The organism is Winogradskyella pacifica (genome assembly GCF_013403915.1).
GTDB lineage: Bacteria > Bacteroidota > Bacteroidia > Flavobacteriales > Flavobacteriaceae > Winogradskyella > Winogradskyella pacifica.
Map to the genome: position 1 here is coordinate 237,282 of NZ_JABFDI010000002.1, position 16,443 is coordinate 253,724.

17 protein-coding genes and 1 tRNA gene are annotated in these 16,443 nt (G+C 32.8%); 15 read left to right on the forward strand and 3 right to left on the reverse strand.

Features of this window, described 5'->3' with window-relative positions; genetic code table 11:
- Window positions 1-10: 10 nt before the first annotated feature.
- The 15 genes from mraY (at window position 11) to HM984_RS02790 (ending at window position 14,764) form a co-directional block, all read left to right on the forward strand.
- Entirely contained in the window at window positions 11-1,252 is a 1,242-nt protein-coding gene (gene mraY, locus HM984_RS02720; RefSeq protein WP_115807836.1) for a phospho-N-acetylmuramoyl-pentapeptide-transferase, read from the forward strand.
- Between the two features lie 51 nt (window positions 1,253-1,303).
- Window positions 1,304-2,641, forward strand: coding sequence for a UDP-N-acetylmuramoyl-L-alanine--D-glutamate ligase (gene murD / locus HM984_RS02725; RefSeq protein ID WP_179348023.1), 1,338 nt, complete (start codon window positions 1,304-1,306; stop codon window positions 2,639-2,641).
- A gap of 88 nt (window positions 2,642-2,729) precedes the next feature.
- On the forward strand, window positions 2,730-3,920 hold the full coding sequence (locus HM984_RS02730) for an FtsW/RodA/SpoVE family cell cycle protein (protein ID WP_115807834.1): 1,191 nt from the start codon (window positions 2,730-2,732) through the stop codon (window positions 3,918-3,920).
- A 133-nt stretch (window positions 3,921-4,053) separates the two neighbouring features.
- Window positions 4,054-5,160, forward strand: a complete 1,107-nt coding sequence (gene murG, locus HM984_RS02735) for an undecaprenyldiphospho-muramoylpentapeptide beta-N-acetylglucosaminyltransferase (protein WP_179348024.1) — start codon at window positions 4,054-4,056, stop codon at window positions 5,158-5,160.
- Complete coding sequence (murC, locus tag HM984_RS02740; protein WP_179348025.1) at window positions 5,157-6,509, forward strand: UDP-N-acetylmuramate--L-alanine ligase; 1,353 nt, start codon at window positions 5,157-5,159, stop codon at window positions 6,507-6,509. Before murG ends, murC begins: the two co-directional genes overlap by 4 nt.
- Window positions 6,496-7,218, forward strand: coding sequence for a cell division protein FtsQ/DivIB (locus HM984_RS02745; RefSeq protein WP_115807831.1), 723 nt, complete (start codon window positions 6,496-6,498; stop codon window positions 7,216-7,218). Before murC ends, HM984_RS02745 begins: the two co-directional genes overlap by 14 nt.
- Before the next feature lie 3 nt (window positions 7,219-7,221).
- On the forward strand, window positions 7,222-8,553 hold the full coding sequence (gene ftsA, locus HM984_RS02750) for a cell division protein FtsA (RefSeq protein ID WP_020895768.1): 1,332 nt from the start codon (window positions 7,222-7,224) through the stop codon (window positions 8,551-8,553).
- 123 nt (window positions 8,554-8,676) lie between these two features.
- Window positions 8,677-10,608: a cell division protein FtsZ gene (gene ftsZ / locus HM984_RS02755; RefSeq protein ID WP_115807829.1), complete on the forward strand. Its 1,932-nt coding sequence runs from the start codon at window positions 8,677-8,679 to the stop codon at window positions 10,606-10,608.
- Between the two features lie 165 nt (window positions 10,609-10,773).
- On the forward strand, window positions 10,774-11,223 hold the full coding sequence (locus HM984_RS02760; RefSeq protein WP_179348026.1) for a GatB/YqeY domain-containing protein: 450 nt from the start codon (window positions 10,774-10,776) through the stop codon (window positions 11,221-11,223).
- Window positions 11,224-11,262: 39 nt separating this feature from the next.
- Window positions 11,263-11,336: transfer RNA gene (locus HM984_RS02765), tRNA-Arg, on the forward strand.
- Window positions 11,337-11,478: 142 nt separating this feature from the next.
- Window positions 11,479-11,634 (forward strand): hypothetical protein, encoded by a 156-nt coding sequence (locus HM984_RS02770; RefSeq protein ID WP_179348027.1) that lies wholly within the window; start codon window positions 11,479-11,481, stop codon window positions 11,632-11,634.
- A gap of 3 nt (window positions 11,635-11,637) precedes the next feature.
- Window positions 11,638-12,216: a hypothetical protein gene (locus HM984_RS02775; protein WP_179348028.1), complete on the forward strand. Its 579-nt coding sequence runs from the start codon at window positions 11,638-11,640 to the stop codon at window positions 12,214-12,216.
- Window positions 12,213-12,449 carry an ABC-three component system middle component 6 gene (locus tag HM984_RS02780; RefSeq protein ID WP_179348029.1) on the forward strand — a complete coding sequence of 79 codons (237 nt, stop codon included), beginning with the start codon at window positions 12,213-12,215 and terminating at the stop codon, window positions 12,447-12,449. The genes HM984_RS02775 and HM984_RS02780 overlap by 4 nt, the downstream gene beginning before the upstream one ends.
- Window positions 12,436-14,202: a DUF2326 domain-containing protein gene (locus tag HM984_RS02785; protein WP_179348030.1), complete on the forward strand. Its 1,767-nt coding sequence runs from the start codon at window positions 12,436-12,438 to the stop codon at window positions 14,200-14,202. The genes HM984_RS02780 and HM984_RS02785 overlap by 14 nt, the downstream gene beginning before the upstream one ends.
- Before the next feature lie 16 nt (window positions 14,203-14,218).
- Complete coding sequence (locus HM984_RS02790; RefSeq protein ID WP_179348031.1) at window positions 14,219-14,764, forward strand: hypothetical protein; 546 nt, start codon at window positions 14,219-14,221, stop codon at window positions 14,762-14,764.
- A gap of 5 nt (window positions 14,765-14,769) precedes the next feature.
- On the opposite strand, the gene HM984_RS02795 is transcribed toward HM984_RS02790, so the two are convergent.
- The 3 genes from HM984_RS02795 to HM984_RS02805 all read right to left on the reverse strand — a co-directional run bounded on the left by HM984_RS02795 (window position 14,770) and on the right by HM984_RS02805 (window position 16,356).
- Entirely contained in the window at window positions 14,770-14,940 is a 171-nt protein-coding gene (locus HM984_RS02795; RefSeq protein ID WP_179348032.1) for a hypothetical protein, read from the reverse strand.
- 289 nt (window positions 14,941-15,229) lie between these two features.
- Window positions 15,230-15,949: a hypothetical protein gene (locus HM984_RS02800; RefSeq protein WP_179348033.1), complete on the reverse strand. Its 720-nt coding sequence runs from the start codon at window positions 15,947-15,949 to the stop codon at window positions 15,230-15,232.
- A gap of 95 nt (window positions 15,950-16,044) precedes the next feature.
- Window positions 16,045-16,356: a hypothetical protein gene (locus HM984_RS02805; RefSeq protein ID WP_179348034.1), complete on the reverse strand. Its 312-nt coding sequence runs from the start codon at window positions 16,354-16,356 to the stop codon at window positions 16,045-16,047.
- Window positions 16,357-16,443: the final 87 nt, after the last annotated feature.

Sequence of the window (16,443 nt, forward strand, 5' to 3'; positions counted from 1 at the left end):
ATAACTAAGAATGCTGTATTACTTATTCGAATATCTAGAGCAACAGTTCCAATTTCCTGGAGCATCACTTTTTGGGTTTATAACCTTTAGGGCGGCTGTGGCAATTATATTGTCATTGTTGATTTCTACAATTTTTGGTAAACGCATCATTCGGTTTTTGCAAAAACAACAAGTTGGTGAAACGATTCGTGATTTAGGGCTAGAAGGTCAGGTAGAAAAAGCAGGAACACCAACAATGGGCGGAATCATTATTATTCTAGCGACGCTTATTCCTGTGCTGTTATTAGCGAAACTCGAAAACATTTATATCATACTTCTCATTGTTACCACGCTTTGGATGGGAACCATTGGTTTTATTGATGATTATATCAAGAAATTTAAAAATGATAAAGAAGGATTAAAAGGAAAGTTTAAAGTGTTGGGTCAAGTTGGCTTGGGAATTATTGTGGGAGCAACATTATTCTTTCATCAAGATGTAACGTTAAAAGAAAAATTACCTATTCAGCAACAGAATGAAATTCGTGCTGAAAATCCAGATGCTCAAGCAGCAAAATTATTTAAAGCGGAAGAAAAGTCAACAAAAACAACGATTCCCTTTTTAAAAGATAATGAGTTTGATTATTCAGATTTAATCACTTGGATCCATCCAGGTTTAGAAAAGTACACATGGGTAGTGTTCATTTTGGTTAGTATTTTCATTATTACAGCAGTTTCAAATGGTGCAAATCTTACAGATGGCATTGATGGTCTCGCAGCAGGAACTTCGGCTATAATTGTATTAACCCTAGGGATATTTGCATGGGTTTCTAGTAATATCGTTTTTTCAGGATACTTAGATATTATGTATATCCCAAGAGCGGAAGAAATCACAATATACATCGCAGCTTTTGTAGGGGCTTTAATTGGGTTTTTATGGTATAATACGTATCCGGCTCAAGTATTTATGGGGGATACCGGGAGTTTAACGATTGGAGGAATCATAGCTGTAATTGCTATAGCGGTAAGAAAAGAATGGTTGATTCCAATATTATGTGGAATATTCCTAGCAGAGAATCTGTCAGTAGTATTACAAGTTAGCTATTTCAAATACACAAGAAAGAAGTTTGGCGAAGGACGACGTATTTTCAAAATGTCGCCTTTACATCATCATTATCAGAAATCGGGCTATCATGAAAGTAAGATTGTTACGCGTTTTTGGATTATTGGAATTCTGCTTGCTATTATAACAATAGTAACCTTGAAAATTAGATAAGGATTATAATCCTGCAAGGTTTTAAAAACCTTGTGGGTATTTGATACTAAAATGAAAAAAGAAAGACTGGTCATATTAGGTGGAGGAGAAAGTGGAGTAGGTACAGCGCTTTTAGCAAAATCAAAAGGATACGAGGTATTTGTATCAGACAAAGGAAAGATTAAAGAAAAATATAAAGACGTTCTTTTAAATAATGAGATTGAATTTGAAGATGAACAGCATACAGAATCAAAAATTCTGAATGCAGACATCGTCATGAAAAGTCCTGGTATTCCAGATAAAGTGGCTTTGGTGAAACAAATCCGTGATGCAGGAATTAAAGTGGTTTCGGAAATTGAATTTGCTTCAAAATTTACCGAAGCAACTTTGGTAGCTATTACCGGTAGTAATGGTAAAACGACTACGGCAACGTTGACGCATCACGTGTTAAAACAAGAACTAGATGTTGGGTTAGCGGGTAATATAGGAGATAGTTTCGCGAAGCAAATTTTAGAGAAAAATCATGATAACTATGTCTTGGAGATTAGTAGTTTTCAATTAGATGATATTATTGATTTTAAACCAAAAATTGCAGTATTAACCAATATTACACCAGATCATTTAGATCGGTACGATTATAAATTTGAAAACTATATCGCTTCAAAATTTAGAGTGGTAGAGAACCAAACAGAAGAGGACTATTTTATATATGATGCGGACGATGAGGTCATTTTAGACTATATGAAAACGCATCAAATTCAATCCAAAAAATTGCCTTTTTCATTGACGAAGAAAATTGATGAAGGAGCGTATTTAGACAACAACAATATAATAATAACAATAGATAATAATAAAATCATTATGCCAACAGATAATTTAGCATTAGAAGGGAAACACAACGTGAAGAATGCAATGGCAGCTTCTACTGTGGCGCATTTACTTAAAATTAGAAAACAAACGATTCGCGAAAGTCTTGAAAATTTTCAAGGTGTTGAGCACCGTTTAGAGCACGTCTTAAAGATTAATAAAGTGCAATATATCAACGACTCAAAAGCAACCAATGTTAATGCAACCTATTTCGCTTTAGAAAGTATGGATGCTCCAACAGTTTGGATTGTAGGAGGCGTAGATAAAGGCAATGAATATAGAGAGTTATTCAAATTTGTAAACGAAAAAGTAAAAGCTATCATCTGCTTAGGTGTGGATAATGCAAAACTTATGGAGTCTTTTGAAAACATGGTAGATGTTATTATAGAGACACAATACATGAGTGAAGCAGTAAAAATAGCATACAAATTGGCTAATGCTGGTGATAATGTATTGTTATCTCCTGCTTGTGCTAGTTTCGATTTATTTGAAAACTATGAGGACAGAGGAAGACAATTTAAAAATGCGGTTCGTAATTTATAGAACGCTGTAGTTCTTGTGTAAGCAGGGATTCAAAATATAAAGAATACATAATTAGATTTCTGCATATGCAGAAATAAGAAAACGGGAAATGCAAAATTTATTCAAACAGATAAAAGGGGATAGAGCCATTTGGGCTATAGTCACGCTGTTGGCTATATTTTCGTTTTTACCTGTGTATAGCGCCGCAAGTAACTTGGCATATCATGGAGGGAATAGCAGTACATTTTCTTTCTTTATAAAGCACTTTATGCATTTGTTTTTAGGCTTTGCTATTATGTTTGGTATACATAAAGTGCCTTATAAATATTTCCGCGGTTTGTCTATGGTTATGATTCCAATTGTACTTGTGCTGTTGGTGGTTACCATGTTACAAGGTACTACTATAGATGGAGCAAATGCAAGTCGTTGGATACAAATTCCTATAGTGGGGATGTCTTTTCAGACATCAACGCTGGCAGCGGTAGTATTAATGGTTTATGTGGCTCGCTACTTGTCAAAAATTAAAGATAAAGAGGTTCAATTTAAAGAAACGATTCTGCCTTTGTGGTCACCAGTATTCTTGATTTTAATCTTAATACTGCCAGCTAATTTTTCTACGACAGCTATTGTTTTTACCATGATTATGATGTTGGCTTTTATAGGGGGTTATCCTTTAAAGTATTTGGCGCTAATGATATTGTCTGGGTTTGTTGGTTTAACGATTTTTATTCTGGTGGCTAAAGCATTTCCGGATGCCATGCCAAACCGAGTTGATACTTGGATGAGTAGAATTGAAAATTTCTCGAATGGAGAGGATACGGAGGCCGATTATCAAATAGAGAAAGCTAAGATTGCAATCGCTACAGGAATTACGCCATTGGGACCTGGGAAAAGTATTCAAAAGAACTTTTTGCCGCAATCGTCATCAGATTTTATTTTTGCCATCATTATTGAAGAATACGGTTTGTATGGAGGTATATTTTTGTTGGTTTTATATATGTGGTTGTTATTTAGAATTGTAATTGTGAGTCATAAATCAGATACCATTTTTGGTAAATTATTGGTTCTAGGAGTGGGCTTGCCAATTGTGTTTCAAGCTTTGATTAATATGGCGGTTGCGGTTGAGTTATTTCCGGTAACAGGTCAAACACTACCATTAATTAGTAGTGGTGGAACCTCTATTTGGATGACGTGTTTATCAATAGGAATCATATTAAGTGTAAGTGCAAAACGAGAAGAGTTAAAAGAACAAGAAGACTTGGAGGATAATCCATTGTCGGTTTTAAGTGAAGCTATTTAAATGAAAAAATAAAAGAGAGTCAAGAGCCAAGAAAAAAAGATTTGAATTTAGAGTAATTTGAATTGAATTATTGTCCCCTTGAGGGGATTTTAGGGCTGTTTTTACTAAAGTTAAAACGTTGGAATTTTAAAGTTTGAAAAATAATAAGACATATCGATTTATCCTATCAGGAGGAGGAACGGGAGGACATATATATCCTGCGGTTGCGATTGCAGACGAATTAAAGTCGCGCCATCCTGATGCAGAATTCTTGTTTGTAGGGGCTTCAGATCGAATGGAAATGGATAAAGTGCCACAAGCAGGTTATAAAATTGAAGGTTTGTGGATTTCTGGGATTCAACGGCAATTAACTTTAAAGAATTTGGCATTCCCTTTTAAGTTGATCAGTAGTTTGTGGCGTTCAAGGAAAATTGTAAACACATTTAAACCCGATGCTGTTATTGGTACTGGTGGTTTTGCAAGTGGACCATTATTGCAAGTAGCGTCTTCAAAAGGAATTCCGAGTTTAATACAAGAACAGAATTCATTCCCGGGAATTACGAATAAGTTATTGGCGAAAAAAGTCAATACAATTTGTGTGGCTTATGAAGGTTTAGATAAATTCTTTCCTAAAGCTAAAATTAGATTAACAGGAAATCCAATTCGAAAGGATTTGCTGCAAGTAAAACATAAACATAGTGAGGGTAAAGCTGCCTTTGGTTTAATACATAATAAACAAACACTTTTAGTTTTAGGTGGGAGTTTAGGTGCGAGGCGAATTAATCAACTCATAGAAGCGAATATTTCGTTTTTTGAAGCGCAAGACATACAAGTGATTTGGCAATGCGGAAAGCTGTATTACGATCAATACAAGCAATATAATGATTTGAAGAATGTGCAAGTTCATGCGTTTTTAAACCAAATGGATTTAGCATATGCTGCAGCAGATGTCATCATATCTAGAGCGGGAGCCATTTCGGTTTCGGAGTTATGTATCGTTGCTAAACCTGTGGTTTTTATCCCGTCACCAAACGTAGCTGAAGATCATCAAACTAAAAATGCGAAATCGGTTGCAGATAAAAAGGCAGCTATTTTGATAAGAGAAAATGACTTAGATACTGATTTTCAAACCGAATTTTCAGAATTAATGTCTAATGAGGAAAAACAAAAAGAATTAAGTAAAAATATTGAAGCCTTAGCTTTAGTGAATGCTACGAATGCTATTGTTGATGAAGTTGAAAAACTATTGAGAAATAAATGAATTTAGAAACTGTAAATAACGTCTATTTTATTGGTATCGGAGGAATCGGTATGAGTGCTCTTGCGCGTTATTTTGTAGCCAATGGTAAGCAAGTTGCTGGTTACGATAAAACAGCAACAGATATTACAAGATCGCTTCAAGATTTGGGTGTTAAGATTCATTTTAATGATAGTGTTTCTGAAATTGATGCGACGTATTTGGATTCAAAATCAACCTTGGTGGTTTATACGCCTGCAATTCCAAAGGGGCATTCTGAATTTAACTATTTTAAAGATAATGGTTTTTATCTTTTAAAGCGCTCAGCGGTTTTAGGTGAAATAACACGGCAAACCATGTGTCTTGCAGTTGCTGGTACGCACGGAAAAACAACAACGACAAGTATTTTAGGTCATTTGTTAAATGCGTGTAATGCACCTGTTACGGCATTTTTAGGAGGTATTAGCGAGAATTATAATTCCAATTTAATTATCAACGGAACTGAAGTTACCGTTGTAGAAGCTGATGAGTTTGATCGGTCGTTTTTAACCTTATCACCAGATTTAGCTTGCATTACGTCCATGGATGCTGATCATTTAGATATTTACGGCAACGCAGAAGAGTTAGTAAAAACCTTTAAGGATTTTTCAGAGTGTATTAAGCCTAACGGAAAGTTATTTGTAAAAAATGGTTTGCCGCTAAAAGGTATCACTTATGGTATAGAGGATGATTCGGACTATAGTGCACAAAATATTTCTATAGAAAATGGTCATTATGTGTTCGATGTAAAAACACCAACCGGAACGCATAAGGATTTCAAATTTAGTTTACCAGGTAGGCATAATCTTTCTAATGCTATTATTGCAATAGCAATGGCTGCTGAGTATGGCTGTGCTTATAAAGATTTATCTCAAGCTTTGGAGACTTATAAAGGGGTGAAACGACGATTTACATATCAAATTAAAACGGAATATTTTGTTTTTATTGATGATTACGCACATCATCCTGAAGAAATTAATGCAGTACATCAGGCGGTTAGAGAAATGTATCCTGATAAAAAAGTATTGGCCATATTTCAACCGCATCTATTTAGTAGAACAAGAGATTTTATAGATGGTTTTGCGGAAAGCCTTTCAAAATTTGATGAATTATTGCTGTTGGATATCTATCCAGCAAGAGAGGTTCCTATCGAAGGAGTGACTTCGGAGTGGCTTTTAAATAAGATTGAAAATTCAAATAAAAAATTAGTTCAAAAATCGAATTTAATTAATGAAATAAAAAAATCTGATGCTCAAATTGTATTGACTATTGGGGCAGGAGATATCGGAGAAGAGGTAAAACATATAAAAGAAGCGTTTTATGTCGAAAATTAATTTTAACTATATTAAAGTCATAGGGTTGGTTGTTTTGGTCGGCTTTCTGTTTGCGTTTTCAAATCAAAGAAATAAGGTTCGAAAAGTGAGTGAGCCTGAGATAAAATTTTTAGGGGAGAATAAATTATTTATTACCGAAGCGAATGTTAGTAAATTGTTAATACTAAATCAAGAACCTGTTTCGGAGCAACCCAAAGATATTATAGATTTGAACGAATTAGAAATTGCCCTGAATTCTAATCCAATGATTAAGCAAGCCGAGGTGTTTATGTCAGTAAACGGTAGGCTTTCAGCTGAAATCGAACAAAAGAGACCTATAGCAAGAGTTAACACAAATGCATCATATTATATAGATGATGAAGGCGGTTTTATGCCTTTGTCACATAATTATGCAGCAAGAGTGCCACTCGTCACCGGAAATATTAAGAAAAATAAGCTTGAAACTGTCTTTGAATTTGCGAAATTTGCAGACGAGGATGATTTTTTGAAGAAGCATGTCATTGAGATTCGTCAAAACGATGATAATACCATTGATTTTAAAATTAGAAAAAGTGATTTTATAGTTCATTTAGGAACTTTAAAACAACTCGAAAAAAAGATAAACAACTTTAAGGCGTTTTACCAAAAGGCCATAAAGGACCAAATTTTAGATAGCTACAGTGTGGTGAATCTAAAATTTGATAAACAAGTTATTTGCACCAAAAAGTAAGCTATGGACAAACAAAATATTTCAGTTGGTCTTGATATAGGAACCACAAAAATTGTGGCCATGATTGGTCGCAAAAATGAATACGATAAAGTTGAGATTTTAGGTTTAGGCAAAGCTAAAAGTATGGGTGTGCATCGTGGTGTGGTTAATAATATCACGCAAACGATTCAATCTATTCAGCAAGCTGTGCAAGAAGCTGAAGCTGCGGCTGGCGAAAAAATTGTAGATGTAACCGTAGGTATTGCGGGGCAGCATATTCGCAGTTTGCAACACAGTGACTATATCACGCGTCCAAATTCTGATTTAGTAATAGATGAAGACGATATAGATCGTTTAATTAACCAAGTGCATAAATTAGTAATGCTTCCTGGTGAAGAAATAATTCATGTATTACCACAAGAATTTAAGATTGATGGTCAGGCTGAAATTACAGAACCAATCGGTATGTATGGAGGACGACTAGAAGCTAATTTTCATGTTGTAGTGGGGCAGGTATCCTCAATTAGAAATGTTGGTCGTTGTATTAAAAGTGCAGGTTTAAATCTTGAAGGGATCACTTTAGAGCCCTTAGCTTCTGCAAATGCAGTATTGAGTAGAGAAGAGAAAGAAGCTGGTGTTGCGTTGATTGATATAGGAGGTGGAACAACGGATTTAGCTGTTTTTAAAGATGGCATCATTCGTCATACCGCTGTAATTCCTTTCGGTGGAAATGTAATTACTGAAGATATAAAAGAAGGCTGTTCAATTATAGAAAAACAAGCGGAGCTGTTAAAAGTGAAGTTTGGTTCTGCATGGCCAGGAGAAAATAAGGATAATGAAATTGTATCTATTCCAGGATTAAGAGGAAGAGAGCCAAAAGAAATTACGTTAAAAAACTTGTCTAAAATTATTCACGCTAGAGTTGTGGAAATTGTAGAACAAGTTTATGTTGAAATAAAAAATTACGGTCACGAAGAGCAGAAGAAAAAACTGATTGGCGGTATTGTTTTAACAGGAGGTGGAGCCCAATTAAAACACTTAAAACAATTGGTTGAATATATCACAGGGATGGATACCAGAATAGGGTATCCAAACGAGCATTTAGCTGGTGATAGCGACGAAGATATAGCAAGTCCATTATTTGCCACAGCTGTTGGTTTAGTTATGGATGGTTTAAAACGTCAAGAACGTAAAAAAGTTGAAGCCATCGAAGAAGAGGTGATTGAAGCCGTTGAGGAAGATCAAATCCCAGAGCCAGAAATGGAAGTTAGAGAAGAAGCACCAATAAAGGAACGTCGTTCGTTTTTAGATAAGTTAACAGAACGTGTAAAGGATTTTTTGGATAATGCGGAATAAGTGCAAGGCATTTTTATTTCGCGAGAATTCAAATTAGATAGAATAAAATAAATAAAACTGTAAGAGCAGCTCACAAGTTGTTTTTACTTACAAAGAATAGAATAATAGTAAATCCATAATAAAATGAGTAGTAGCAACGAATTTGGAAATATTTCATTTGATTTGCCAAAGCATCAATCAAACGTCATCAAAGTAATTGGTGTCGGTGGAGGTGGAAGTAATGCCATCAATCACATGTTTCAACAAGGTATTAAAGGAGTCGATTTTGTAATCTGTAATACAGATTCGCAAGCGCTTCATAATAGTGGTGTTCCAAACAAAATACAATTGGGTGTTGCCTTAACAGAAGGTTTAGGAGCAGGAGCAAATCCAGATGTTGGAGAAGAAGCGGCAATAGAAAGTTTAGAAGACATTCGCAGAATGTTAGATACCAATACAAAAATGGTATTTATAACTGCAGGAATGGGTGGTGGTACTGGTACAGGTGCTGCGCCAGTCATTGCTAAAATGGCTAAAGAACTCGATATTCTAACGGTTGGAATTGTAACGATGCCATTTCAATTTGAAGGTAAAATGCGTAATGCACAGGCCCAACGCGGTATTGAAAAATTACGTTCTCATGTTGATTCGTTAGTTGTGATTAACAATAACAAACTTCGAGAAGTTTATGGAAACCTCGGGTTTAAAGCAGGTTTCTCTAAAGCAGATGAAGTGTTATCTACAGCCTCTCGTGGTATTGCGGAAGTTATAACACATCACTACACTCAGAATATTGATTTACGTGATGCTAAAACCGTATTAAGTAATAGTGGTACAGCAATAATGGGATCTGCTACAGCTTCTGGTCAAACAAGAGCACAAGAAGCGATTATGAGTGCTTTAGATTCGCCATTACTTAACGATAATAAAATTACAGGAGCTAAAAACGTATTGTTGCTAATCGTTTCTGGATCTCAAGAAATTACTATTGACGAAATTGGTGAAATCAATGATCACATCCAAAATGAAGCTGGTCATGGAGCCAATATTATTATGGGTGTTGGTGAAGATGCAGAGTTACAAGAATCTATTTCAGTAACTATTATTGCTACAGGATTTGATTTAGATCAACAAAATGAAATTTCTAATACAGAAACTAAAAAAGTGATTCATGCTTTAGGAGAAACTACTGAAACTAGTACTCAAGAAAAAGAGCCTGCGATTATCACTCCAGATATTGTTTTAGAAAAAGAAAAAGAAGCTCCAATTGTTCGTCATACATTAATTGAAGAAGAGGAGGTTAAAGATGTGCCTAAAGCAGAAGATAATAATGGTACAAACTTAATCGCAACTACAGATTTCTTAAAAAATATGAATGTAGTTTATGATGAAGTTTTAGACACAAAACCACAAGCTACAATAGAACCTGAAGAATTTGTTATTACACCAATAGTAAATAAAGCAGAACCAATTGAAGAAGTAAAAGAAGAGCAAATAACATTTTCATTCGATTTACCAATAGCAAATAAAGAACCTGAAAAGGTAGAAGAGCCAAAGGTTGAACAAGAAAAGATGTTCTTTAGTTTAGATGAGGACGTTAAATCTATTGATGTTAATGAACCTGTTGAAATTATCGCAGTAACTGAAGTTAATGAGCAAGGAGAAAAACGATATGCTTTAGATGATTTTGAAACGTTTCAATCGTCTATAAATACTAAAAAAGAAAAAACAGAAGTAAAAGAAGAGATTGTTTTTGAAAAGAAAACAATTCCTATGGAAAAAACTGAGCAGGTGTCTGAAGACGAAATAGACCCAATGAACAGTCCAATTTCTGAAATGCTTATTGCGCGTGCCGATGAGCGCAGAAGAAAAATGAAGGATTTCAATTATAAGTTTAATGATGCTAAAATAAACGAAATCGAAAAAGTACCTGCTTACAAAAGGCAAGGTGTTAATTTAGAAGATGCTCAGCATTCATCAGAAACAAAAGCTTCAAGAATGTCTGTTGGAACCGACGAGAATGACGACATTCAATTAAGAAGTAATAATTCATTTTTACACGATAACGTAGATTAATAGCACGTTTAAGTTAGAGTGCTAAATCACTAAAATCTAGTCCAAAAAGCGCCTTTAGCTTTTTGGACTTTTTTTTAGATAAAATTTAAACAGTATCTGTTATTCTTCTGTAAGCTAAGAAGAACTTTTTAGTATCTTCGCAGTCTTATTTAAAGGAACACGATTATGAGTTTACAAGTAGATATAATGACAGCTATGAAAGTAGCAATGAAAGACAAAGACCAAACAGCTTTGGCTGCATTGAGAGCTGTAAAATCAGAAATATTATTAGCACAAACAGCAACAGGATCTAAAGAAGAGATTTCTGAGGATGAAGAAATAAAGATTTTATCTAAAATGGTAAAACAACGAAAGGATAGTGCTGCTATTTTTTTGGAACAAAACCGTAATGATTTAGCAGAGCCAGAGATAGCACAGGCTGAAGTAATTAGTAGGTTTCTTCCTGCACAACTCTCTGACGAAGAGATTACCGTTGTAGTGATGAAAACTATTGCGGCAACAGGAGCTGAAGGCATGAAGGATATGGGTAAGGTTATGGGAATGGTGAGTCAAGAATTAGCTGGCAAAGCTGATGGGAAAACAATATCGAGTATTGTAAAAGCAAAATTATCTTAAATACATATAAATGAGATTCTTGCTTTGGCAAGAATTTAAGGCTGCGTAGTTCAATTGGATAGAATATCAGATTTCGGCTCTGAGGGTTGGGGGTTCGAATCCCTTCGCGGTCACAAAATAAAACTCCAACTAATTGTTTATTAATTAGTTGGAGTTTTTGTTATTTTAATCGTGTCACTTTTAGTGTCACTTAATTTTGGTTGAGATAAAATTGTTTTATTTTCATATATTTGGTTGTACTCTTAAAATAGAATAATGGAATCATTTGAAATTATTGTAGGAACTTGCTCAATACTATCATTCCTTGTCTCTTTGTTTGTTGCAAATAAGGTGATTAAAATAAATAATAATATATCTGTAAAAGGAAAAGATAATATTACCTCTGGACGTGATACAAAAATAAAAAAATAAAATATGTCTATTAAAACTAGTGGAGATGATAATATTACCTCTGGACGTGATACTGTTATTGAGCAAAATACTTTTAATACATATGAAGGCTTAGGTGAAAAAGATGAATTAGGAATTATCCAAAATATTTTTGACACTGTTTTAAGTGTGGTAAAAAGTGATAAATCTTATAACACTGAATCTTCAAAAACAAAAGATAAGCTAATACATATAAAGGATAAAATTGAAATCAACTTTAAAGACAATGATGAAAGAGAAGAGGTTAAGGTTTACTTTACTAAACTTTATTCTAAAATTTATTTTGTTGAAAAAGCATTCCAAGTATTAGATAGCGAAGAGCAAAACGTATTTCATTATTATGTTTTAAATAACTACAAAAAACTTAAGAGATCAGACAAGAACTATACACAAATGCAAATTTTAGATAATTTAACTAATATATTTATACCAAAAATACATGTTAAAAACCCTATATATCAAAGTATTGCTCAATCCATTGTTCTCTTCTTCTTTGATGATTGTACTATTTTTGAAAAAACTGAAATAGAGCCAAAACAAACTAGTTTATTTGATGGTTTATGATAATACCAACAAAACACCAAAATATATCTTATAATCCATTAGTTTTAGGTGCGGATATTTTATTTATACTTAGAGCTGGCGAATTAACAACAGAAGAGTTGTATCAAAATTTAAAAAAAAATACTAATATCGATTTAGATATTTTTTATGATACACTGACTTATTTATGGTTAATTGAATCAGTGACAATACAATCTAACAAAATCACAAAACTCACTAATGTATCTCAATAAAATATATTCAGAGCCTATCGGGCTTTTCGATGCTGTCGAATTTAAAAATGGATTAAATTTTATTCATGGAATTAAAGACGATGATACCCCAAAGGAGTCTTTAAATAGTGTTGGGAAATCAACATTCTTGGATTTAATTGATTTTGCTCTTCTTTCATCTTTCTCTAAAACACATAATCAAAGGTTATATAAGGCTAAGTCTTTAATGTCTGGGTATAATATAGTTCTTGAATTTGAAATAGATAGTACTAGTTATATCGTTAAAAGAAATGTAGATGAACCCAATATCATAGAATTTGGGGCATTATCAGAAGATTTAATAACTTATTCAATTAAAGAATTAAAGAAAAAATTTGGCAATTTAATTTTTAAGCGTAATAATTACGAAGGTGTCTTTTTGCCAGAAAAATGGTTTAGGAGTTTGATGCTGTTTTATGTAAAAATTCAAAAATTTAAGAAAGCAAAATTCCTTGATCCAATAAAATATATTTCGGAGATTTCTGAGACACAGATTAATGTTTATCAATTTTATCTTTTAGGTTTAAACAATAATATTACTAATAGAATATATGAGCACAGAGTTCGTCAGAGTGGTATATCTACAACGATTAAGGAAGTCTCTAAGTATGTTGCTGAAAAATATGATATTACCGATTTAAAGCAAGCTCAAATTGAAACAAGTAAACTTAAACTTGAAATCAAAAAGCTTTCAAACGCATTAGATAAATTTGAATTGGGAGCGCAATATGATGACGCGGAAAAGGAGGCTAATATTCTAACGGAAAGAATAAAGAATAATTTATATCAAAATTTCATAGATACTGAAAAATTGAAATCATATAAAAGCAGCTTTACTTTGCCAAGTAAAATTAATATGCGAAGGATAAACTCTATGTATAAAGAGATTTCTGAAGAATTTGCTTTAAAAGTCAATAAAACTCTAAAAGAGGCGATTGATTTTAGGAAAAAATTGAATGAATCTAGAAAGGAGTTTTTGCAATTGGAAATTGATAAAATTAAAGGTAATATTGAGTTAAGAAATGAGCTAATTCAAGAAAGTGAAAAAACTAGAGCTAAAATATTTACGTTTTTAGCAGCAAAAGAGGCGATTACAGATTTAACAGAAGCTTTTTATAATTTAAACGAGAAAAGGAATAAGTTAGGTGATTTAGAAGCTAACACTAAAATTCTTTTTGATTTACAAAAGGAGCTAGATGAAATACTCGCCGAGTTAACAAAGATGAGTAGTGAGTCGCTCGAATTTCTTAATGATGAAAATGATTTTATTTTAAAATTTTCAGAAAATTTTGACTCAGTATATAATGAAATTTACTTGAATAAAAAAGATACTTCACAGTTATCTATTATCGGCGGGTCAAGAAAAAACAGTATATTAGAAATTGATATTTCTCTTCCCGATATGTTTGGGAAAGGAAAGAATCAAGGTAGGACATTAATTTACGATCTGTCAGTATTATTGTATAATATTATTAATACAAATAATTTTCCTAGGTTTTTGATTCATGATGGGATTTTTGACGGGGTTGATAAAGCTCATTTTGTTTCAGTATGTAAGTTTATTGAAGGTATTGTTTCAACTGGTCGTAAAATTCAGTACATAACAACAATTAATGAAGAAGGTACTCTATCCGATAAATTTGGAGATGAGGAAATCATTAATCCTGAATATATTGACCAAAATTCTATTTTAACATTATCGCCTACAAGTAAATTATTTAAAGTAGACTTCTAATTATAAACTTATGCTGTTGGTTCTGTTAATACATCATCTTGATTGGCAAAAAACATTTTATATTTGTGCTTCATTTGGGGCTGTAGCCACAGCTTTATCGCTAATTTATTTATTTATAAAAGATTACAATAAAAGCAATAAAATATCTCATTTAGAGAGGGTTGCTGAAATTTTAACTAAAGATTTAGAACTAAAATATCAACCTCATTTGTGGTTGAATGTTGTGGCTCTTAGGGGTGGTGAAAATAGGATAGATTTTGATATAAATAATAAAAGAGAGTGGTGTAAATTATTAGATTTTCAAATTATATCTGGGGATTTAGTGTGTGATGAGGGAAATAAGCATTTGCCTTTTGAATTAGAACCTAAGTTTGATCAAGGAATAATTAATGAAACAAATAGGAGGTGGATTTTTATGATTAATAATTCGGAAAAATCTTTGAATGATGTTGTTTATGAGTTTAATATAATTTATGAAGACAGACTAATGGATAGGTATTCTATTACAGCAAAGGGAAAAGGTGGGGCGTGTAGGTTAGCTAGTCCTATTAAGATAACTTAATGTAATTAAGTAGTCCGATTTATTTTATCAATTTTTTGTTTTGCTACAATTATTTCTGATCTTAATTGAAGTATTTGTAAATCACGTCTTAATTTATTCTTTTTATTGAAGTCTTGTTCTAAGTCTATTTCTTTTTGTTTTAGTACAATTTTATTATTTATTTCGTTTTTATCCATTTTTAAATTTTATTTGATTTTTTGAATTCGGTTTGAGAACCTCATCGAGTTTATTACGCTATTTAGCTTTTTAGGGAGTTAATTTTAATGTTATGGCTTGTAAATAGGGGAGTGAGTAGGTGCAAAAGGTACAGTAAAATGGCTAAAATTTTACCTAAAAATTTTCTTTGCCAGATCATGTGTGTAAATTATTGTTTAATTATTTCTTTATGTAAGAGCGGTCACGGGTTTTGGTTTCCCTCCCAAGTATGGAAGTACGTGAGGGGAGGGAGGTGTCCAAAACTGTTTGTTATATACCTTTGGGTTTCTTAGAGTCTTTTCCAGCTTCGACAATTTTTATGTATTCGTCCCAATCTTCATCGTTAAAGTCTGCATCTGAAATTTCTTTACTCTCAAAAACCTCATGTAGAAGACCTTCTTTCCGTAGACGCTTATATTCGCTTATGATATATTTATCTAAATAGTGTTTATCCATTTCTTCTCTATCTTTCCGTGTTAAATAATTGCTGAGTAATTTTTTCGATGTCTCGGAAAGTTCCACTTCATCATTATAACTTGAATTTTGTTGAAGTGTAGTATTTTCGTTTCCTTCGGTTAATGCTATTTCAACAATTTCTTCATCTAGTTGATGATTGAATGTCCACTGAAGTTCAGCCATGAAACCTTTAACAGAATAAGTTCTGTCGTTTGGGATTTTTAGTATGTAATCACTGATTAATCCAACGAGCATAGGGCAATTGCTTAGCTCTAAATCCTCGAGGTGATAAATTTTATATCCGTCTACTGTGGGTGCGTTTTTTCTCACCTCACTAAGTAAAACCCCCAGGATATCTCCATGCATTCTTTCGTGAATCAAGTGGTTGATAAGTATCGTTAATTGTTCTTTGGGATAGTTGTGATCTTTACCTTCATTATTGATTGTGTGTATCTTTAGTAGTTCCCATAAAAAAGGATGATGTTTTAGGTCTTTTACAATCTGTAGGCTTTTAACTTCTTTTTTGTTATTCATAATATTTATTATTTTAATTTTTACTTAATTTGGATGTTCCTCTCTGGGTGTTTTTGTAGAGAGGATTGTCCATTTTTATTTATTATTCCTTTTATTTAATTTTCAAACAACTCATGCAATAAGTTTACTTCTATTAGATGGTTAAACTCCTTTAATAATATATCATCTGTATAAACAGCATTTTCTTCATACATTATGCTGATATATTCCTTTAATACATTCTTCTGGTGTTCATTGAATTCTAATTCTAAGTTTTCTGGGTCATGGTAGGTGAATAATGCGCTTAACATCCCTATTTGTTTAAGGTGTTGATACATTCCCTCTATGTGAACATCATGAATAAGTATATATTCTCTGTTTGTACTGAGCATGTAAGCTCCAATTAAATTTTTCTGTACTTCTTTCATAGTTTTTCTTTTTTAGTGTTATAATTAATTTTGATTATTGAATTTTTAACCATTTCAATAATTGGTTGTGATGCATTTTTTTTCATC